Genomic DNA, 21,142 nt, shown 5'->3' with positions numbered 1-21,142 from the left:
TCTACGGCTTTTTTGAAGCAAAAATTTTGCCACACTCTTTTTTAAAAGAGGCAATTTTGGCATTCCCCGTTCAAAACGTATTTTTTCTTAGTAAAAAATCATGGCCCCCGCAGCTACTAACCGGTCGTTAAAGAGATCATTGAAGGAATATTTTTCTATTCCGCTTCTTCCATTATAAAAATAGCATTGCGGTTCAGATCGAAAAAACCAAATTCGTTGGTGCCCCAGGGTGTATTCATCCGGAGGTCTTTTTGTGTAACGGTGCCTCTTTGTACCATTTCTTCAAAAAGGTCTTTTATTTCTTTTACATAGATCCTGATCACTGATCCTCCAAGCAAAGGATCACCGGGCGTATCAGCATGCCATTGCAGGTGAATGCAGAGATCCCCCCTTAACAACACTGCATACATATTATCGGCAAAGCGGGTTTCAAAACCCGTTTTTTCGCTGTACCATTTTGTATCCCTGGCAATATCTGCCGAAGGCAGTACGGGTATGATCCCTAAAAGTTTTGTATTCATCTTGCTGATCAATGATTTTATACATCCAGTCTTTTTTCGTAGGGCACTTCTTCGCCCGATTCAACGTAGCGTTTTAAAATGCGCAGGTACATAGCCCAGCAATAACTCGATATCCTGTAATGTTCATTATTGGCCGGCCAGCCCTTGTGATAAAAATGCACCTGTGTGCTGCCTTTTTTATCATCCAGTACAAAACCCACTTTAGTGTCAATCCAGTCATCATCCGCATCCGTCAGCTGGAATTCCAGCGCTTTGTTGGCAATACATTTGGACACCACGGCTTCCCATACATAACCCGGTCCAAAATTAAGCGTGAACATTTCATTCAATTCCGGTTTGCCCTTGGCATCCAGCGTCCACCATTGGTTAAGGCCTTTTGCAGTAGAAATATTTTTAAATACATTTTTAAGCGGGGCTTTGATAACAAAGGAATGAAGAATGTCAGCCATAGTGATCTTTTTAGGTGTTAAGGATTGTAAGCTGCTGTAGCTTTTTAAAGTTACAATTTGAATAGAAAAACTGTTAGTAAAATCCACTCTTTTTTGATTGCTACTACAAATTTTTTTGCTGTATAAAAACTATGTTGCTTTTTTTACAGCCAACAGCTTATCTCTTATACGAAGAAAAGGTTTTTCAATACTGTACCTTAATAATATCGCTGCAAGTACGGTGGTGATAATGCAAAGCAGCAACATCAAATTGCTGTCCGTTTCCACACCCCATTTTTCAAACTGCTGCTGCGAAAGGTGGATGGTTATTTTATGGATAAGATAAATGGCATAAGATAAAATAGCAATGGAAGTGGTAAGTTTTAAACCGCGTTTGTATAAAAAGCAGGATGGTGTTATGGCTGCCAGTACTACAAAGCCATAGCCAATATCCACCAGCGGAAAACCAAATACCGAAGCGGTGAAAGAACGCTGGTCGGCAGATAATAAAAATGCGCTTGTAAAAAATACGAGGCTTGCTATCAACAGCCAGTTGCCATAAGGGGCGAGCTTTTCTTTAACCGCCGGTTTAAATTGCAGTAATGCCGCAATGGATACACCTACCAATAAACCATCCAGCCTGCTGAAAGTGGGGTAGTAGATCCATTTAGACCAGTAAATAGCAAATTCATCTGTGTTGAAATAGGGCGCCAATGGAACATACCAGGCATAGATCCTTGCTGCAAAGCCCAGCAGGAATAAAAGCAATAATAACCAATAACTTTTTTTAAAAGCTTTGTAGTATACCAAAGCGATCAGCAACAGCGGCAACACAAAATAAAACTGCTCCTCAATACAAAGCGACCAGGCGTGCGAAAAAGTGCCCTGCCTGGCCACATCCAATCCAATGTTTTGAGTGAACGTCAGGTATTTCCACAAAGGCGCCAATGCTTCTCTTTCGCGGAAAGAAGGCAGGAAAACATAGAGCGCCAGCACCACCAGGTAAGCAGGAATGATCCTGAAAAAACGCTTGATAAAAAATTCAGGGAACGATATTTTTCTACCGGCGTCAATTTTGCTGAACAGCTGCGAAGCAATCAGGTAGCCGCTCAATACAAAAAAAAGATCCACACCCGTCCAGCCGAATTTGCCTACCGAGATCACCCATTCCGGCGCATCGAATAAAATACCGTAATGATAAATGAACACCATCAGTATGGCCAATGCCCGCAGGTGGTCGAGCCCGTAAAGTTTATGTTGTGGTTGCAAGGTGGTAAAGGGGGAATATGCAGTGAGAAATGAAGATAATAAAATAACCAACACTGTTACAGCCCGGAATATTTTTTAAAGATTTTTTTGTGAAAAAGTCAGTGCCCGTGAATCTATCTTTTATACAACCGGATTATTAACAATTTATTTTCATTCCGGGCAGTATTTTGTATCAACCAACTTAACCAGTCTTATATGAGCAAGCTAACCACCATCGCCCTCCTGTTCGTATTATCATGCTCAGTTTTCAGCAGCCAGGCGCAACGCAATGCTTCCAAACGCACTACTGTAAAAAGAGCTTCTACAAAAACAACCAACCATGTACGTTCGTTAGATTACCTGAACCACCCGGTAGAGGCGGATGAAAGCGAACCTGTATGGCCAACGCCGGAGTGCACGCAAACCAAAAGTATCAATACTAAAAGTTGCGATGCCTATCCCTGGCTGTCAGCGGACGCTTTAAGGATTTATTACACCTCCAACCGCGATGGCGGCCATGGTAATATTTATTATACCGAAAGAACATCGGTGGATCAACCTTTCCCTCCCTCCAACAAATTGTTCCCCGATCTTGAAAATAAATACTACGCCGTATCGCTCACCAACGATGAGCTGACGATGATACTAACCCTGGAAGGTTATACGATCTATATATCGGAACGTAAGTCGAAAAAAGATGCGTTCAGTAAACCAAGACCGATCGATGAATTGCAGGACAATAACCAGTATGCTCCCGGTATATCGCCTGATGGTAAGGAACTGATGGTTATTACCGATGGTTCTAAAAAAGCTTCTGTAGGCTGGAAGGGAAAAATAACTGACTGGTACGAAAGAAATGCAGCTGGTGTGTTCGTTAAAAAAGGCAGCCTGCAGGTTCCTGAAGGTATGGTACCCGGCCCTGGCCAGTTTGGAAAAGATGGACTCACCTATTATTGCAGCCTGGAGAAAAAAGAGGGCGGACAGGAAAAATTGTATTGCTTTACACGCAAGGAAAAAGCTATGCCTTTTGAATTTGGATATGAATTGCCACAACAGGTGAATGTAAACAAAGCGAATTTACAGCCCAGTATGAATGAAGATGGTACCATACTGGCTTACTGCATTAATAATACCGGTATGTGGGATGGTGATGATATCCGGGTAGTGAACCTGGACCAGTCGCCTGATGAGGCAGAAAAAATGCTAGATAAACCGGTTGCTATACAACAAGCGCTTTTAAAGAGCATTGGCATTAATACCGTTACTGCACCTGTATTACAAACATCCGTGGTACCTTTTACAATCAGTTATGCAGCAGAAAAATATACAGTGGCTAATGAACCGCAACTGCTGAAACTGGCCGTTTATCCCAATCCGTTCAACAGCCAATTCTCTATAACAATTCCAAAACTATCGTCTCAAAATACGGTGTTGGAATTATACGACGCTGGAGGCAAGCGGATGCTTACGCAAAAAATAACGGCTAATATTACGGTGATCAATACAGGAAAGATACCGGCAGGTGTTTACAAATATCGTGTAGCCGACAACGATAGTTTAGTGAGCAGCGGCACCTTGATGGCGGCACAATAAATTTAAAATTGCGGGATGCCTTCGTGCACAACCTTGCCATCAACAATGTTCAAACCTTTTTTAAGATCGTCGTACATATTGCAGGCTTTCTGCCAGCCATGTGCCGCGATCTTTAATACATAAGGAAGCGTTACATTGGTTAACGCAAGGGTAGAAGTATAAGGCACAGCGCCGGGCATATTACTTACGCAATAATGTACCACATCATCAATGATATACGTAGGATCTTCGTGTGTGGTGGGTCTTGTGGTCTCAAAGCAACCGCCCTGGTCTACCGCTACATCCACCATTACAGTGCCGGGGTGCATTTCCCGCAGCATATCTCTTTTAATAAGTTTGGGCGCTTTGCCGCCGGTAACCAGTACGGCACCCACAATCAGGTCGTGCGTGGCAATATGCCGCCTGATATTGTATTCGCTCGAAAATTCTGTAACTACATGGCTGGGCATTACATCGTTGATATAACGCAGCCTTTTCATATTGATATCTAAAATAGTAACATGAGCGCCTAAACCAGCGGCCATTTTTGCCGCCTGTGTGCCCACTACTCCGGCACCCAATACCAGTACTTTCCCTGGGGGAACACCGGGCACACCGCCCAATAAAATGCCCTTGCCCTTGATAGGTTTTTCCAAATATTTTGCGCCCTGCTGAATAGCCATACGGCCGGCCACTTCGGACATGGGAGTTAACAACGGGAGTGTACCATCCTCATCCTGCACGGTTTCATACGCAATGCAGATGGCTTTGCTGTTGATCATTGCAGTGGTGAGTTCTTTGCTGGAGGCAAAATGAAAATACGTGAACACGATCTGTCCTTCTTTTATCAGCGTGTATTCCTGCCTGATAGGTTCCTTTACTTTTACGATCATTTCCGCAGCGGCATACACTTCTTTAATATCTTCCAGCAGTATTGCCCCGGCTTCCGTATAATCCTCATCTGTACACCCACTGCCCAGGCCGGCGCCACTTTGCACATAAACAGTATGACCGTTCCTCACCAGTTCATAAACGCCTGCGGGGGTAATACCCACCCGGTTCTCATTATTTTTTATCTCTTTAGGTACGCCTATTTTCATGGTTTCAGTAAATATTAAAATGTGAAATATGTATGTATAAACGCCAAAATTCCCTATTTTATTTCTAAAAGCCAGCTATTAATTTGATTTTTTGAAAAAATACTGCTTTAAAATGGTGTTTTTTTGTTGTATGGGATGATTTTTAAGCCATTTTTTGAATTGTATGAAGATTTCTTATGTATCAAGCCCAGGTATTAAATACCGTATTTATATGTGGAATAACTTGCTCACTGCATAAGGCTCCCAAAAAAGGCTTTCGACCCCGAACTATTTTATTTCTAATGAGTTATACAGGAAGTTGTATTTTGTTTTAATTTGGAAAACAAATTGTCTTAAACTGCTAAAACATCTTTTATGAAAATAAGCGTGTTAGCTACCCTGCTGCTGATAATAGCAGCCCCGCTGTTTGCCCAGCATTATAATGCTTCACTGGTGCCTTACCGCCAGGGAGATTCTATGGGGTTATTCCAATCCCGATAAAAAAATCATTATCAAACCTGCATTCCAGGAAGCCAATTGGTTTGTGGCCGGTTATGCAGTAGTAAAAAAAGGGAACAAATATGGATACATTGATGAAACAGGTAAACTGGTAATTCCTTATAAATTCTATTCGGCCAAGCCATTTACCTGGGGTTATTTTGATGATAAAGGAAAACACACAGCTGGAGGTAAAGTAGTAAAGAACCAGGATACCGTTTTGTTTGCAGGTGCATCACTCAAGCCCAATGGTGCAGAAGTGTGTATTGATACAAAGGGCAGGGTAATGTCCAAATGCCCTGCTATCAATGAAGAAGCGCCGGGTAATAATAACAACAATGAACAACTGGTGATGATCGATTCGCAAAAAGTATATGGCCTGGTGAATAATGGTAACCTGTATGATAAACTGGTGGACGATTATAAAGTGGCCGGTGATGAACATACCTATTATATCGGTACTAAAAATGGTATGTATGGTGTGATCAATAATACATTTGATGTGGTGCTGCCTTTTGAATTCAGTTCGCTCAAAAAAACAGATGTAAATGGTAATCTTTATTTGGTAGCGGCAAAGAATGGTTTGTATGGTATGTATACCGGCAATGGCACCGTTTTTATTCCTGTAGAAAAAACAAAACTGAATTATATAAAATCAAGGCAGGGCAATGTGTATTTTATCGAATCAAAAGATGGTGTGGCCAGTTTGAAAGATCTTTCACAGAAAGATATCATCAGTTCCACTTACTCGGATATTGTATATGATGAGAACCGCGGTTTTGTTTTAACTGCGTCAGACAATACAAAGGGGTATTATTTTTTAGAAAATAAACTGATCGCTCCCAAATACAATGAAGTAAGATCGATAAGAGGAGGCGCTTACCTGTTTGTAAAAACAAAAGAAGGTAAGATCGGTTATATCAATACCGATGGGGTGGAATATTTTGAGAACTAAAAGAACAATGAGGGTACAATACAATAAAAGCTGTTTCGGTAAAATGAAACAGCTTTTATTATTCAGTAAAATAATTTTAAAACAATCCTTCGGGTTTGGATGCTTTCAGGTCCCTGGTGTTTTTTTGTACAGCAATGGCGGCAAATAAACTCAGCACAAATGACATGGCGTAAAATCCTTTTTCACTTTTTGCCATTTCGGCATTCCATAAACCAACCGTTAATAATACAATCGAAAGAACGGTGGTGAACCAGGCAATACCATAATACAGGTTGGTCACCGGCACGCCTTCCAATTGATCACGCACGGCTTTTTGTACAGAGATGGCAGAGAATAATCCCAGTATCAGCACGGTAAAATAATAGCCTTTCTCATTCAGTTGCATCGTAGCATTCCATAAGCCGATGTTATATGCAATAACGCCGATAAAAAGCGCCAGCCACGAAGCCGCGATAAATGCATTGGAAGGAGCCAGTGTTTGTCTTTGTTCCATAAATATCTTTTTTTACAACAAATGTATAAGCGGCCTGGCTGCGGGTTTTTGACAATTATCAAAAAGTAAAGATTGAAATGTTAAAAAGATCATGGGGGGTGTTTAGCAAGAAGAGGAGGTATTTATATCTTATTACGTATCCTGCTAAGTGTTTCCTGGCTCATGCCTAAATAAGATGCAATATAGCCCAGCGGCACTCTTTCAATAATATGCGGTGTTTGCAACAGCAGGTTTTCGTATAACTCTTTAGCTGTTTTAAAATGAGCGTTCACAAACCGTTCTTCCAGGCGGATATAATATTTTTCATAAGCGATCCGCAACAGTCTTTCAATTTCATGGTGACGGTTCAGTAGTGCTGTCAATTGTTCATGTGATATGCTCCATAAAATACTTCCTTCCAGTAACTGAATATTTTCCACCGCAGCACTATGCGTTATAAAACTATGGAAAGAGGTCACAAAATCATTCTCAAAACCAAACCAGTGGGTGATCTCTTTGCCATCTAAATTATAAAATCCCCGAAGCGCACCTTTTTCAACAAAATACAAATGCCGGCATACTTGTCCCTGCCTAAGCAAAAGATCATTTTTGGATACCAGCTTTTTTTCAAAAGCGCCTTCCAGTGCAGTGATTGCTTCACTTCCAAGCGAGGCATAGTTGCTGATATGTGCTAAAAGATTTTTCATGAAAGTTAAGTTATTAAAGATAATGCAGTAAACACAATTCAACCTTAACAAAATACAATTCATACCAATACACAATTCCGGGTTGCTGTATGCAAGTAATATTTGCAGCATCATTCAACCGTTTTAAAAAGTGTAGTGTTATGAAAAAAATATTTACCCTTCTATCATGTTTCATTGCTGCCATTGCAGTAGCACAATCGCCGGTAAACTGGCAAACAAAGATCGGTGGTACCGATACCGAGTACGCCAATGCAGTTGACACCAGCATCGATGGCAATATTTTTGCCGCAGGTTTTATCCGCAGCCGCACCGGTGATTATATTATGCAATATCCCGGACCTGATGTTTTATCACCCGATGCATGGATCGTTAAATATAATAAGTACGGTATCATTACCTGGCAAAAATGTTTTGGTGGTACTAACGCAGACGAATTTTTTGATGTTAAAGCCACTGGAGATGGAGGCGCTGTTGCAGTTGGCCGCAGTGGCAGTACCGATGGTGATATCAATAATAACAAAGGTGGTGAAGATATCATTGTAGTTAAATACGATGCCGATGGTAATATACAATGGCACCAGAATTATGGCACTACCTTACTGGATGGTGCAAGAATAATAATACCGATGACAGACGGCAGTTATGTGCTCGGTTGTTATTCCAACGGTAATAATAAAGATCTTATCGGTGGCAAGGGCGGCCGTGATATCTGGCTGCTGCAAATATCTTCTACCGGTACCATCATACGCACAAAAAATTTTGGCGGCAGCGCTGAAGATGATGTATTCGATCTGAAATTATACAATACTGATAACTGGGTATTCACAGGTAGCACCGGCAGTATCAATGGCGATGTTACAGGCAATCATGGGTCCACCGATGTATGGGTGGTAAAGCTGGATGCCAACTGGAACCTGGTGAAACAAAAATGTTTTGGCAGCACCGGTGGAGATATCGGCAATGGTGTGGTGGTATTACCCGATGGTTTTGCCATTGCAGCAAGGGCGGCCGCCAATAACGGCGATGTAAGCGGATTAAAAGGCGCAGTAGATGGCTGGTTGATAAAAACCACGAATGATCTTACGGCCAGCTGGATGAAAACTTTTGGTGGTTCTGCGAATGACTGGTTCTATGCAATGAGCATTACACAGGATGGTAATTTATTGGCAGCAGGGGAGACCAGCAGTACAGATGGCGATATCAGTAGTAATGCCGGCGTATCTGATGCGTGGCTGTTAAAAGTGGATGTTGCAACCGGTAACAAGATCTGGAGCAAAACATACGGGGAAACAAAAGGAGACCGTGCCAATGATATTGTAATGTGGGGCAATGATGATTATTTATTTGCAGGTCAGTTTGGTTACGTGGTTCCCAACAGTACTATTACACATGCACAATTATGGATCGTTACTTCCAAAGTATTACCAACCGCAGGGCCGCTGCCGGTAAAGCTGTTATCATTTGAAGGATACCACGACAACAACAGCAATATATTACTGTGGCAATCGGCGGAAGAGATCAATTCAAAAGAATACGTGATTGAAAGAGCTGTTGATGGCGTTCATTTTGATGCAATCGGCAAGGTTGCTGCAGCGGGTAACAGCAGTGGCACCCGTGCCTATAAATTTACTGACAATAGCCCGGCAGAAAAAAGCTATTATCGTCTACGCATCACTGATATCAATGGTGCTGAGACGTTGAGCAATATCATTTTTATAGGATCAAAAGAGCAGCAGGCCGCGGTAAAATTATATCCCAGCATCACAACCTCTTCTTTAACAGTGCAGATTTCAGCCAAAGAAGCGCAACCGGTTAATATTACCATCATCAATACCGAAGGGCAAGTGATGTATCGCCAAACAAAAAATGTGGTGATAGGGATCAATAAATTAACAGTTGATGTAAGCCATCTGCCCGCCGGCAATTATTACCTGTCTATTACACAGGCGCAAAATACCCAAACAACAAAATTCATAAAATACTAAAGCAGGAAGCAGGTTTATAATTCGATGAGCACATAGTCCCCGCCAAAACGGGGGCTATTTTTTATGCCGCATCCTTATTAATTTGTAGCTTTAAATAAAAAAATGAATAAGTACAATACCTTCCTGCTGCTGTTTTTGGTGGAAGTGGTGGCTTTTGGCTTTTTTATCTATAACTACCTGGAAGTATTTTTTTCATTTACTGCAATGGCGCAGGAAAATCCTCATCCTGATCCTTTTGCCTTGCTGCAAAACTTCCTGAACCCGGTACTGATCATTTCTTTTATTGTGCTGGCCATTACGAGCTTACTCAGCCGCATATTTGGTATTATCGCCGTTGCAAAAAGCAAAACTGTTACAGAAGGAGAAAAAGTGCTTTGGATCATTGGTTTTGGCCTGATGAGTTTTATTACATCGATCGTATTCCTTGTATTGGCGAAGAAGAAGCAGTTTATGGAATAGTCTTTTACTTTCTTCCAAACAACTTCTAATAGGGCATACAAAAAATCAATTCTACTGGTACAAAATTATTAATAAAAGGCTGATTACTTTTTTGTTCCAGCGGAACAACTGATGGGTAACACAAAAACACTCAGGCATCTTTCGTTTGTAGGAACGGCTCGTGTTTCTTTGCTTAAGATGATGCTTCTTTTATTGGCTAAAGCCTGCAACCACCATACGTTCCTACGGAACGTTGAAGGCCAGGTGTGTTATGTTTGTTACCGACAAAATGTTCCTACGGAACAGGTAAAAAATTGTATGAGGAAAGCAGCTATCTTTTGTTCCATCGGAACAACTCGTTGGTAACTAAAAAATCACCAAGTATCCTTCGTTCCGTAGGAACGGCTCGTGTTTCTTTGCTTAAGATGATGCTTCTTTTATTGGCTAAAGCCTGCAACCACCATACGTTCCTACGGAACGTTGAAGGCCAGGTGTGTTATGTTTGTTACCGACAAAATGTTCCTACGGAACAGGTAAAAAATTGTATGAGGCCAGCTGCCTTTTGTTCCATCGGAACAACTCGTTGGTAACACAAAGCCTCCTCAATCTCCTTCGTTCCGTAGGAACGGTTTGTGCTTCTTCACTTAAGAAGATATTGCTTTTACTATCTGAAGCCTGCGCCACCATACGTCCTGTGGCTTTCATTGTTAATGAAGAAAAAAGTTTGTGGAGTAAGTTGACTATAGTTTGATCAATCCCGTAAGGCTGCTATCGAATAAATTGGCAGAAGGAAATATATCATCACTGGTATAAGCAACAAGGTCAACACCACAAGAAAACAAGCAATATTTTTCGCCTGATTTTTTATAATAAAAACGTTGGTGGTTTATTGATGAATGGCCAGCCAGTAAAGGATCTACTATAAAAGTAAATTTATCAGTACGTGCTATTTGTGTTAAACTGTCAGGATATGTGCCCGATTGTTTTTTATAAAACTCAATGTCTTTTACCAGGTGGTCGAGTGCCGGCTGTATAATAGCAGCCGTGTTTTTCCTTCCTTGCTCGGTATATTCAGTATAGTAAATAGCAGATGAATAAATTAAAACAGTAAAGAGTAATGCGGTTATTCCAATATACGTAAGCTTTTTATCCCTGTATTTAAATATTCCCAACAGCATCAATCCAATGCCCACAACTGCGCCAACAAGTGGGATAAGACCTAACCAGCCTCTGCCATATAAATGTTTTGCGGGATTGAACTTTACTTCCATAGTTATTATTGCATTTCCTCCACCCATTTATCCCTGTCATCAGGACTGAATTTCCAGGGAGCGAAATTGTTTTCAATATTACTGAACATGGTATTCCATTCCTGTGGCGCATTACTGTCTTCCATAATTAAAGAGCGGCGTAATTCTAAAATAATTTCCAGCGGAGAAATAGACACCGGGCATTCTTCCACACAGGCATTGCAGGTGGTGCAGGCACGCAGTTCTTCCGTTGTAATATAATCGTTCAGTAATTGTTTGCCATCATCTTTAAACTCTCCATTGGTATTGATGTTCTTGCCTACCGCTTCCAGGCGGTCGCGGGTGCTCATCATTATTTTTCGGGGACTTAATAATTTACCGGTAAGGTTAGCAGGGCAGGCCGCACTGCAGCGACCGCATTCTGTACAGCTGTAGGCATCCAGTAAATTTTTCCAGCTAAGGTCAAACACATCTTTGGCGCCGAATTTTTGTGGAGGTGCATCGCCGGTGGGTGCCAGCTCCGGTTGCATCATATATTTTACTTCATTCTGTACCTGCGGCATATTGTTCATTTTGCCATGTACATTCAGCCGTGCATAATAGGCATTGGGGAATGCCAGCATAATATGCAGGTGTTTGCTGTAAGGCAGGTAATTTAAGAAAGCCAGTATACCAATGATATGCAGCCACCAGCAACTTCTTTCTATCATCACGAGGCTGCCTTCGCTCATGCCACCGAAGAGGGGCGCCAGCATGCCGGAAATAATAAAATTGCCGGTATCATGGTAATGTGCTGCTCCCTGCAATTGCAAAGCACGATCGGTGCTGTTCATGGTAAGGAACAAGGTCATTAAAATGATCTCGGTAAATAAAATATAATTGGCATCGCTGCGGGGCCAGCCATTAAGGTCTTTGCTGATAAAGCGTTTCAGTTTAATAATATTTCTCCGGATCAAAAAAACTGCACACACCACCATAACACCTACTGCGAGTAGCTCAAAAAAATTGATGAGAAAAGTATAAAAACCTCCCAGCAGGGGAAAGAACAAACGGTGTGTACCCAATATGCCATCCAGGATAATTTCCAGCACTTCAATATTGATGATGATAAAACCTGCATAGATCACAAAATGCATCACAGCTACGAGCGGGTTGCGGAACATTTTTTTTTGTCCCAGCGCCAGCAGCATTAAATTCCGCCAGCGTAGGGCTTTGTTATCTGTAAGATCTTCGTCCTTGCCCAGTAAAATATTACGCCGTATCTGCAGGATGTTTTTGGAGAACAGCCAGGTGGCAAAACCGGCACAGGCAACGAAAAGTATTTGCTGAAGAATATGCATAAGCAATGTTTGTAAAACAGATAATACACAAATTACACGAATTAGACGAATTACACGAATTTGGAAGTGGGTTTTGAAGAACCAACAGGGTGGCACAATAAATTAATGTATTTGCTGTAATTTTATTTTTTATTATTGCAATAATGAACAACAAAAAATACATCCTGTCAGCCGAAGTGGCCGAAAAAAAATTACGCCGCATGGCCCTGGAAATTGCCGAACGTAATTACGATGAACCGCAACTGGTGCTGATCGGTATAAAAGATCATGGTACGGTAATGGCCCGCAAGATCAGCGAATATTTAAAAGCTAATTTTAAAGGCGAGGTAGTAGTGCTGGAGTTGGGCATTGATAAAAAGAAACCAGCGGCTGTAACACTCAGCGCTGCAATGGATTTTAATAACAAAGTAATAGTGTTGATAGATGATGTGGCCAACAGCGGCAAGACCATGCTGTACGCCCTGAAACCTTTACTGGAACAGCATCCTAAAAAGATACAGACCCTGGCCCTTGTGGAGCGTACCCATAAAACGTTTCCTGTAGACGTGGATTATGTAGGCTTTTCTGTGTCCACTACTTTGGACGAACACATTTATGTAGAAGTAGCAAACGAAGCAGTTACCGGTGCCTGGATAGAAGAGGGGTGAGGAGCTGCAAGAAATAAAAACTTATTTAGGCGCATTAATTAAATATACATTCCCTGTCTTCCTGCTTCTCCCTTGCCACTATTCCCCTTGTGGCTGGCGCAAAAGCTTCAAGGGAGAAAGGGGAGCAGCCTCAAGAATATTTTTTTGCTTTGTTATTCAGATTAACATTTCAATCTTCCTGCTCATCCCTTGTAACTATTACCCTTGTAGCTGGTCCTCTCACGCTCCTGCAATGAAGAACATATACGATAGCCCGATAATTACAAATGCAAGGATACACACAGCATAGCCTCTTGTAAGTCTCGCCCTTTGTATCATACTCATGGCAATACCAATAGCCATTACCACCAGGCCAAGCCATACTAAATTGATGTAAGGAAATAAATAGGCTTTCAGTGTAATAAAATCAACGATCTTATCCGATTCCTTTATACCCAGTTTGATCTTTTTATTATCCGATACACCTGCAAATCTTAAATACAGGTTTTGTGCATACACCGTATCATCTACAGGCACCGCAGATGAATCCATGCCGCTGATATTGATCTCCACCAAAGGAAATGCCCTGTAATGCATACTGTCCTTACTTACCAGCGTTACATCGGCCATCAGCGCAGCATCCGTGGGTTTGTAATGAAACCTTTCATTATCAGGATTACTTACCACACCGTTTAAAACCAGGTAGCCCTTGCTGTAATAAACCGTATCGCCAATGCCCAGTTCCTTTATCACAAACCTGCTGGTATCGGTCTTGTCATTTTTGCCAGGATTGATACTGGATACATACGTGTAAATATCTTTAGTAAGATAACGTTTGGTGCCGGGGTTACTGCTCTTCAGTTCATCCTTGCCAACATACACATCGGGTGTAAGGGTAAAAATTTCGCTGGAATCTTTTTTTACAAACCGCAGTTTATGAAACACACGACCGTTTTCAGTACCGGCAGAATCGCCTGCATACGTAACATTATAATCCAGCATTCTTGTAGGTACATCCCTCAACATGGTAAGATTCTCCAGCGGGTTTTCCTTACTGTCTTTACTGAATGGGATATTGATACCCGTTACCCTGTTATCACTGATGGTTTTTTTATTGCCCGAAGCGATCAGCATGCCCACAAGCATCAACGCAAATCCCAAATGCGCAATGGACCCACCGGCTGCTTTTAATTTGCCATTCAATCCCGCCCATATATAAGCTCCATTGGCAATTACCGCATATATAGCCGCAAACAAAGCCATATAGATGGCAACTAAAAAACCGGCGCCCTGTTTATTATAAGTGATCGGGTAAAAAGATACCAGTAAAGTAGTCAATACTGCAGACACAAATGTTGGTAAAGCGATCTTCTTTAAAAAATAAGGACGTGGTGTATTCTTATATTTAAAATATTGTGTAATGGCGGTAAGCAATCCAATAATAAAAGCCACCAGCACCATTACTTTGTTGTAAGAGAATTCCACATCTTCCGGTTGCGCCACCGATTGATTGAAGATGGCATTATAAACCGGCACTGATGTTTTACCACTGATGAACAACGCTGCTAAAAAGAAAACCACCGCACCAATGAACATCCAGAATTCTCTGGAATCAATTCTCTCTTCAGTAGCTATGGACGGGATCTTTTTATAATTGATGAAATACAATACCAGTGCCGGTACCGTAAAGGCGCCCATAAACAGCAGCAGCATGGTATAAGTAACCCGCTTGGTTTCTTCATCCAGCGTAAACGCATGTACCGAAGTATCGGACAAGATACCGGTACGGGTTAAAAAAGTAGAGTAGAGTATAAAAACAAAACTCAGTATCACAAATAGATAACTTGCCCTGAGCGATTGCCCGGTTGCTTTAAAGATCACCATGGTATGCAAACCTGCCACCATGATCAGCCAGGGCACCAGTGAAGCATTCTCCACAGGATCCCATGCCCAGTAGCCGCCAAACGATAATGATTCATAAGCCCATTTTCCGCCCATCATGATACCAACACCTAATACACAGGCGCAGAACAATGCAAAAGGCAATGCAGGTTTTACCCATTCGCCAAAGCGTTTGGTTTGTATGCCTGCATAGGCAAATGCAAAAGGCACAATGGTACTCGCAAATCCTAAAAATAATACCGGTGGATGTATCACCATCCAGTAATTACGCAGTAAAACATTCAGACCTACACCATCCTGTATAAGCGACAAATAATCGCGGCGCAGCAGTTTTGTATCGGGATCAATGAAGATAGGCGCATTGGCCAGGTTCAGTTCATTACGGCTTAAAGTAAAAGGACTGCTGCCGATGCGGATATTGAAAACATAGATACCCAGTATCATCATGCCCAAAAAGAACTGGGCAAAACTTATTACGGTCATTACCGGCGCTTCCCATCCTTGCAGTAAACTGGTCTTGCTGCGCCAGATGATGAACAGGCCCAGTATGCTGTGCCAGATGGTCCACAATAAAAAACTTCCTTCCTGGCCTTCCCAGATACAGGCCAGCAAAAATTTCGATTCCAGTTCCTTCGCTGCATGCTTGTAAGCATACATGTATTCAAAATAATGGTGGGAGCAGATATAAAAGATGATCGCAAAAATGATCACTACAGAAACCAGTTGTGTGATAAAAGCAGTTCTTGCAAACCGTATCCAGGATTGTTTGTCAGTTAGTTCCTTTACCCGGGAGGCATTGAAATAAGCAATAGTAGCAATTAATGAAGCAACAAAAGAAAGAATAACAAAGAAATGTCCTAATTGTCCTGGCAGCAGGTGTTCACCGTCAAATTGCATCATTATAAAAGTAATTAGTGATAGTCCGTTCCTTAGTTGCTGGAAACCGATTTTTCCAGTTGTTTCTTATCGTCTTTATATTTGCTCGGACATTTTAAAGTGATATTCTGGCATTCAAAAACATCGCCCTGCATTTTTCCCTGCAGCACCACTCTTTCACTTTGTTCCAGCTCGGTGGGTTTGCTGTTGCGGTAAATTACTTTTGCCTGCGAACCAAGGCTGTCCACGATACTAAAAGTTAAATAGTTCGCGTCTTTAACAGGGTCGTAAACAATAGGTTGCGACTTGTCCAGTTTGGCAATAAGGTGTACATATTTTCCCTGCTTGCTTTTAGCAGAGCTGATGGTGTCGTAGGTAGAAAAGTCAGATGCCGGGAACCCAAAAACGATCAATGCAACTATGGCAACAGCGATCCCGATCAAAATGACAATATGCGTTTTCTTCATCGTTCAAAATTTCAGCGCAAAGTTATAACAAAACGGCTGCACTCACGTTATTGTCAGGTGTTTTTTACCGGCTTTTAATACGAATACACAGCAATACCCGGCCCGGAACCAATAGCAACGGCTCAAATCATTAAAATAAGGTTAAGAATGCCCGCCAGCAACGCCTGTAAAGAACCTTTTTCTAAATGCAACGTAAATTGTTTTACTTACTACTATCTTTGCAAACCTTTTTAATAATTCGCAATGACCGATCTTTCCCAATTTGATCCCAATTCAGTTGGAAATCCCAACAACAATATATTCAGCCTGCCCTTTCCTGAAGAAGATGCAAGACTCGTGATACTACCCGTGCCCTGGGAAGTTACCGTAAGCTACATGGCCGGTACTGCCCGTGCGCCGGAACATGTGCTCAATGCCAGCCTGCAGGTAGACCTTTTTGATCCCGATTATAAAGATGCCTGGAGACAAGGTTTTTATTTGCGCCCAAGCGATAAAAAAGTGTTGATGAAAAGCGATTACCTGCGTAAGGAAGCCGAACTCTACATCAACTACATAGCACAGGGCGAAATAGTGGCGGAAAATAAATTCATGTGCAAAACGCTGAAGGAGATCAATGAAGGCAGTAATTTTTTGAATGGCTGGGTGTACGAGCAAACCAAGGACCTGCTGAACCAGGGCAAACTGGTGGGCTTACTGGGAGGCGATCATAGCACACCGTTCGGATTTTATAAAGCCATTGCAGAAAAGCACGGCGATTTTGGCATACTGCATATAGATGCACATTGCGACCTGCGCAAAGCTTATGAAGGATTTAAATATTCGCATGCTTCCGTTATGTACAATGCACTGGAAGAAATACCGCAATTAAAAAAACTGGTGCAGGTAGGGGTGCGTGATTTTTGTGACGAGGAATTTGATTACATGATCAACAGCAAAGAAAGAGTGATCACGTATTTTGATAAGGATATTAAAGAACGCCAGTACGAAGGCCAGACCTGGAAGACCATCGTGGATGAAATAATACAACACCTGCCACAGAATGTATTCATCAGTTTTGATATTGACGGCCTGGATCCCAAACTTTGTCCGCATACCGGTACACCGGTGCAGGGCGGTTTTGAAACAGAACAAATGTTCTACCTCTTTAAAAAAATGGTGCAGAGCGGCCGCCAGCTTGTAGGGTTCGACCTTGTGGAAGTAGGTGTAAGCCACAGCGAATACGATGAGAATGTAGGAGCGAGGTGCCTGTTTAAATTATGCAACCTACTTACTACTGCAAATAGTTAATGCTGTTCTGATGAACGAGTTTGTATTCACGCTGAAAGACACGACTAAAAAAGCCTTCAATACTTTTTTCTGGTTCCTGTATTGTGTACATCTGCTGATAGCGGCACTCATGATCGGCAATACCGAAAACCCTTTACAGAAAAAAACAGCCATTGTAAGTTTTGCCTTCTGGATCATTGCCACCATCCTGTATTATTTCTTTAAACATAAATTCCGCTTATTCCGTTTTCAGCTGGCCATGTTTGCAGCCATGCTCGCATTCTGGTTGATACAATATGCCTGGTTACCGGCAATATTTTGTGCAGTCATCATCGTGTTTGTATTAAGAGTGTTTGCTATAAAAAGTACGGCGGCATTTTCAACCTCGGGTATACTGATCATTAAATCCCTCTTTAAAAAGCAATACCACTGGAAGGAAGTGGATAACGTGGTGTTAAAAGATGGCCTGCTTTCCATCGATCTGAAGAATAATCATTTGATACAGGCAGAAATTGACCCGGAAGACACTACCAATGCCGCTGAATTCAACAATTTTTGCAAGGCGCAACTGGGTTAAAAATATCCATCACTTTATTTTTTTATTTATTTTTATGGAATTCCGAAGGCGGAGCATCAAAGTAAAAAAACTTACTGTTATGCCAACCCAATACTCCCTGCAGATCGTACACCCTGCTTTTGAATTATTAAAACGTTCCGCCCGTGTACTGCACTTTATAGCTGCTTCAGTAATTTTGATCAATGCCCTGCACGTATTACAGGCACACCATGGCAGCAAAGTACTGTGCTATACGCAAATGGTGATAGCCGCTGATATTTATATTCTTGTATTCTTTGGCGGCGTGCTGCTGATAGAAGCGCCCCGGCTGAATTTAATCTTTCGCCTGATAGAAGCCCTGGCCATTTTCGGCATTTCTATCACACTGATGAAAGAGGGGCATACAGGCTTTGGCTTTTTACATTTAATGGCATCCGCAGGTTATTGTTTTTTATTTTACAGGGAGTGGAGGGTATTGCGTTCCGAAGCAGTGGATATTAGCCAGACCGGAATCTCCGTGCCTAATTTTATGAAGGATGCCGAGATCGGTTGGAACGAGGTAAAAGCCATCATTCCCAAATACCACAGCATTATCATTGAAACACTTACACATAAAAAACTGGAATTCGACCTGCGCAAAAATTTAAATATTGATGAGTTGGAACAAATTGACGATTTTTGCAAAAAACATTTGGTCAATGGATAATTGGTTAGTGGATAATGGATAATGTCCCGTAACCAACAACATTATCCGTTATTGCATTATCAATTATTAATTAATGGAATCTCCCTATATTTTATACTCCGACGGCGAAGGCAATATTTTTGAAGATACTTCACTCTACATAACCGGCCGCAGTGGCTGGGATGCAATGCCCATCGATCCGGAAGAATGGATCGAATTGCCTAGTGGCGGCAACCTGTACGAATTACCCGGAAGAAGAGGTATCGGCATTGATGTGGAAACAGGGGAGATGCGCCTTTGCGAAAAAGGATGGGCTGTAGCCGCATTCATACCGCCTGCACATACCGGCCTGTACATGGCCGCTTACGAAACAGCACCTGATGCACCTACACTCCCTTTATTTTGCTATACAGCAGCCGGCTGGCTGGATGATAAATTTTATGTACCTGCAGTACGTATTGAACAGGACATTCGCCAGGAGTGTCAAGGATATGATGATGAGTTGATAAAAGAAGGGGCCGAAAATCTTTTGAAGAATTACCCGCACAACAGGCTGGTGCAGCATTTAATGGAAAACTGCTGTATGACCTATACCTGCCCGGCAGCAAGAAAATCTTTCATTGGGAAGATGGGAATGCCCCGTGCCCGTATCGCCTGCCTGCAATGCCAACTGCATTGGCTGTATCAGTTTTCAGCCACAGGAAGAGACCATTATCAGTACACAGGACAGGCTGACCTTTAAGCCTACTGCCGAAGAGATCACCGAGTTTACGGTGCCGCACCTGGAAACAGCGCCTTTTCCGCTCGTAAGCTTTGGCCAGGGCTGCGAAGGCGAACCATTGCTGATGTGGGAAACCATCCGGGAGTCCATTATTGAAATAAGAAAACATACTTCCAAAGGCAGCATCAACATCAACACCAACGGCAGCAAGCCCGATGCCGTAAAAGCTTTGTGCGAAGCAGGTTTGAACAGTATAAGGGTGAGTACCAACAGCGCCCGCAAACATATTTACACACCTTATTACCGTCCTAACAATTATGTTTTTGAAGACATCATCGAAAGCTTAAAAATAGTGCGCAGTTATGGTGGCTGGACCAGTATCAACTATTTTGTATTTCCTGGTATGACGGACAGTATTGAAGAATATGAAGCATTGCGTAAACTGATCAAAGAAACCGACCTCTGTATGATCCAATGGCGCAACTTTAATATTGATCCGGACTGGTATTTAGGCAAGATAGGTGTTACCGATACCGGCGAATGCATGGGCGTAAAGCAGATGATGGAATTGATAAGAGAAGAATTCCCTAATTTAAAATTCGGTTATTTCAACCCCTCGATGGAGCGTATAAAAGGTAATTTTGAAGTGGATTTTGCACATTGATAATTAATTACTTAATCATCATACCTCAATAATAATTTCATGTAGATGGTGTATTCATCTGATGAATGCCAATTGTCGTTCTCGGTAGATTTATAGTAATATGTACCTTCTTCGGAGCCGACAAATGATAAGGAAGATCTGTCCTTATCCAGCTTGGAACCATCCAGTACTTCAAAGCTTACAAAGATATTTTTCTGTGATAAGATCAGGTTGTATTTGTTCAGGTCAAATTCATAAGGTTTTTCTGCAGCGGTACTTTTACGGATGATCTGTGCAACAGAATCAGTTAATAATTCGCGGCCGGGTTGTCCGTTGGTAACTTCCCGTACATGCAGGCGTATGATGCAGGTATCATAAGTATTATACACTTTAAAACGCACTTTGGCCACCTGGTATTCTTTGTGGCCGGGCAAAAAGGTTCTCCCGATCTCGCCCTTTTTATTTTCCGTATTCCAGCTCCTGAAATATCCAACGGCTTCTGTTTTGGCACCGGCGATCTCTTCTTTGCTGAATGATTTTATCACCACAGCGTCCATCGTTTTCTGCGCCTCCTGCAGTTTGAATTCATTTTGCTGCAGCGCCTGGCGTACAGGTACTTTTAAATTTTCATAGCCCACCGATGTTATCAGGATCGTATCAGCATGTTTAAGATTGCGTACCACCAGCGAAAAATTGCCCATTGCATCAGATACAATGCCATTACTGGCGGTGGTGAGTTTTACAGAAGCGAAGGGAGCAGGCTTTCCATCCCGTGCATAAATGATCTTTCCTTTAACTGCATTTTGCGACCAACCGGTCGCAGCACAAAGGATCATGGAAATTAATACAGTAAATTGAATAGTCTGGCCTTGCAAATACTTCCTTGCTGAAATCATAATAGGTTTAT

The 21,142-nt window shown here is 42.0% G+C and carries 22 protein-coding genes; 10 read left to right on the top strand and 12 right to left on the bottom strand.

Annotated elements, in window-relative coordinates:
• Positions 1 to 155: 155 nt before the first annotated feature.
• The 3 genes from QM738_RS21610 to QM738_RS21600 all read right to left on the bottom strand — a co-directional run bounded on the left by QM738_RS21610 (position 156) and on the right by QM738_RS21600 (position 2,218).
• A complete protein-coding gene (locus QM738_RS21610) occupies positions 156 to 521 on the bottom strand; it encodes a VOC family protein (RefSeq protein ID WP_462278839.1) in 366 nt (121 codons plus the stop codon).
• A 17-nt stretch (positions 522 to 538) separates the two neighbouring features.
• Positions 539 to 970: an SRPBCC family protein gene (locus tag QM738_RS21605; protein WP_462278838.1), complete on the bottom strand. Its 432-nt coding sequence runs from the start codon at positions 968 to 970 to the stop codon at positions 539 to 541.
• A 129-nt stretch (positions 971 to 1,099) separates the two neighbouring features.
• Positions 1,100 to 2,218, bottom strand: coding sequence for an acyltransferase family protein (locus QM738_RS21600; protein WP_462278837.1), 1,119 nt, complete (start codon positions 2,216 to 2,218; stop codon positions 1,100 to 1,102).
• Positions 2,219 to 2,413: 195 nt separating this feature from the next.
• On the opposite strand from QM738_RS21600, the gene QM738_RS21595 reads away from it, so the two are divergent.
• The gene (locus tag QM738_RS21595) at positions 2,414 to 3,790 is read left to right on the top strand and encodes a T9SS type A sorting domain-containing protein (RefSeq protein WP_462278836.1); all 1,377 of its coding nucleotides are present in this window, start codon (positions 2,414 to 2,416) and stop codon (positions 3,788 to 3,790) included.
• Positions 3,791 to 3,792: 2 nt separating this feature from the next.
• Here QM738_RS21595 and ald read toward each other — a convergent pair whose 3' ends face one another.
• On the bottom strand, positions 3,793 to 4,869 hold the full coding sequence (gene ald / locus QM738_RS21590) for an alanine dehydrogenase (RefSeq protein ID WP_462278835.1): 1,077 nt from the start codon (positions 4,867 to 4,869) through the stop codon (positions 3,793 to 3,795).
• 421 nt (positions 4,870 to 5,290) lie between these two features.
• Here ald and QM738_RS21585 point away from each other — a divergent pair, with 421 nt between their 5' ends.
• Complete coding sequence (locus QM738_RS21585) at positions 5,291 to 6,301, top strand: WG repeat-containing protein (protein ID WP_462278834.1); 1,011 nt, start codon at positions 5,291 to 5,293, stop codon at positions 6,299 to 6,301.
• Between the two features lie 76 nt (positions 6,302 to 6,377).
• Here QM738_RS21585 and yiaA read toward each other — a convergent pair whose 3' ends face one another.
• Positions 6,378 to 6,794: an inner membrane protein YiaA gene (gene yiaA / locus QM738_RS21580; protein ID WP_462278833.1), complete on the bottom strand. Its 417-nt coding sequence runs from the start codon at positions 6,792 to 6,794 to the stop codon at positions 6,378 to 6,380.
• Between the two features lie 122 nt (positions 6,795 to 6,916).
• The gene (locus QM738_RS21575) at positions 6,917 to 7,480 is read right to left on the bottom strand and encodes a Crp/Fnr family transcriptional regulator (RefSeq protein WP_462278832.1); all 564 of its coding nucleotides are present in this window, start codon (positions 7,478 to 7,480) and stop codon (positions 6,917 to 6,919) included.
• A gap of 140 nt (positions 7,481 to 7,620) precedes the next feature.
• Between QM738_RS21575 and QM738_RS21570 the strand changes: the two genes are divergently transcribed.
• Entirely contained in the window at positions 7,621 to 9,465 is a 1,845-nt protein-coding gene (locus tag QM738_RS21570) for a T9SS type A sorting domain-containing protein (RefSeq protein ID WP_462278831.1), read from the top strand.
• A 102-nt stretch (positions 9,466 to 9,567) separates the two neighbouring features.
• Positions 9,568 to 9,924 carry a hypothetical protein gene (locus QM738_RS21565; protein WP_462278830.1) on the top strand — a complete coding sequence of 119 codons (357 nt, stop codon included), beginning with the start codon at positions 9,568 to 9,570 and terminating at the stop codon, positions 9,922 to 9,924.
• 501 nt (positions 9,925 to 10,425) lie between these two features.
• Here the strand turns inward: QM738_RS21565 and QM738_RS21560 are convergent.
• From QM738_RS21560 to QM738_RS21550, 3 genes are read right to left on the bottom strand one after another with little or no spacing between them, the layout of a single operon-like run.
• Entirely contained in the window at positions 10,426 to 10,608 is a 183-nt protein-coding gene (locus QM738_RS21560; protein ID WP_462278829.1) for a hypothetical protein, read from the bottom strand.
• Between the two features lie 35 nt (positions 10,609 to 10,643).
• Entirely contained in the window at positions 10,644 to 11,174 is a 531-nt protein-coding gene (locus QM738_RS21555) for a hypothetical protein (protein ID WP_462278828.1), read from the bottom strand.
• A gap of 5 nt (positions 11,175 to 11,179) precedes the next feature.
• Complete coding sequence (locus QM738_RS21550) at positions 11,180 to 12,493, bottom strand: 4Fe-4S dicluster domain-containing protein (RefSeq protein ID WP_462278827.1); 1,314 nt, start codon at positions 12,491 to 12,493, stop codon at positions 11,180 to 11,182.
• Between the two features lie 143 nt (positions 12,494 to 12,636).
• Between QM738_RS21550 and QM738_RS21545 the strand changes: the two genes are divergently transcribed.
• Complete coding sequence (locus QM738_RS21545) at positions 12,637 to 13,140, top strand: phosphoribosyltransferase family protein (protein ID WP_462278826.1); 504 nt, start codon at positions 12,637 to 12,639, stop codon at positions 13,138 to 13,140.
• Positions 13,141 to 13,359: 219 nt separating this feature from the next.
• Here QM738_RS21545 and ccsA read toward each other — a convergent pair whose 3' ends face one another.
• Together ccsA and QM738_RS21535 are read right to left on the bottom strand one after the other, a co-directional pair.
• Positions 13,360 to 15,921, bottom strand: a complete 2,562-nt coding sequence (gene ccsA / locus QM738_RS21540) for a cytochrome c biogenesis protein CcsA (RefSeq protein WP_462278825.1) — start codon at positions 15,919 to 15,921, stop codon at positions 13,360 to 13,362.
• Positions 15,922 to 15,950: 29 nt separating this feature from the next.
• Positions 15,951 to 16,364, bottom strand: coding sequence for a cytochrome c maturation protein CcmE domain-containing protein (locus QM738_RS21535; protein ID WP_462278824.1), 414 nt, complete (start codon positions 16,362 to 16,364; stop codon positions 15,951 to 15,953).
• Between the two features lie 243 nt (positions 16,365 to 16,607).
• Here QM738_RS21535 and QM738_RS21530 point away from each other — a divergent pair, with 243 nt between their 5' ends.
• The 5 genes from QM738_RS21530 to QM738_RS21510 all read left to right on the top strand — a co-directional run bounded on the left by QM738_RS21530 (position 16,608) and on the right by QM738_RS21510 (position 20,256).
• Positions 16,608 to 17,651 carry an agmatinase family protein gene (locus QM738_RS21530; RefSeq protein WP_462278823.1) on the top strand — a complete coding sequence of 348 codons (1,044 nt, stop codon included), beginning with the start codon at positions 16,608 to 16,610 and terminating at the stop codon, positions 17,649 to 17,651.
• 10 nt (positions 17,652 to 17,661) lie between these two features.
• Positions 17,662 to 18,207 carry a hypothetical protein gene (locus QM738_RS21525; RefSeq protein WP_462278822.1) on the top strand — a complete coding sequence of 182 codons (546 nt, stop codon included), beginning with the start codon at positions 17,662 to 17,664 and terminating at the stop codon, positions 18,205 to 18,207.
• A 79-nt stretch (positions 18,208 to 18,286) separates the two neighbouring features.
• Positions 18,287 to 18,892: a hypothetical protein gene (locus QM738_RS21520; protein WP_462278821.1), complete on the top strand. Its 606-nt coding sequence runs from the start codon at positions 18,287 to 18,289 to the stop codon at positions 18,890 to 18,892.
• Between the two features lie 73 nt (positions 18,893 to 18,965).
• Complete coding sequence (locus QM738_RS21515) at positions 18,966 to 19,613, top strand: hypothetical protein (protein ID WP_462278820.1); 648 nt, start codon at positions 18,966 to 18,968, stop codon at positions 19,611 to 19,613.
• Positions 19,513 to 20,256: a radical SAM protein gene (locus tag QM738_RS21510; RefSeq protein ID WP_462279384.1), complete on the top strand. Its 744-nt coding sequence runs from the start codon at positions 19,513 to 19,515 to the stop codon at positions 20,254 to 20,256. The genes QM738_RS21515 and QM738_RS21510 overlap by 101 nt, the downstream gene beginning before the upstream one ends.
• An 11-nt stretch (positions 20,257 to 20,267) precedes the next feature.
• Here QM738_RS21510 and QM738_RS21505 read toward each other — a convergent pair whose 3' ends face one another.
• Positions 20,268 to 21,071: a carboxypeptidase-like regulatory domain-containing protein gene (locus tag QM738_RS21505; protein ID WP_462278819.1), complete on the bottom strand. Its 804-nt coding sequence runs from the start codon at positions 21,069 to 21,071 to the stop codon at positions 20,268 to 20,270.
• Between the last annotated feature and the right edge of the window lie 71 nt (positions 21,072 to 21,142).

This window comes from Ferruginibacter sp. (genome assembly GCF_049840995.1).
In the GTDB taxonomy this organism is placed as follows: Bacteria; Bacteroidota; Bacteroidia; order Chitinophagales; family Chitinophagaceae; genus Ferruginibacter.
The sequence above is the reverse complement of the archived record's forward strand: the minus strand, read 5'-3'. Positions and strand labels throughout refer to the sequence as shown.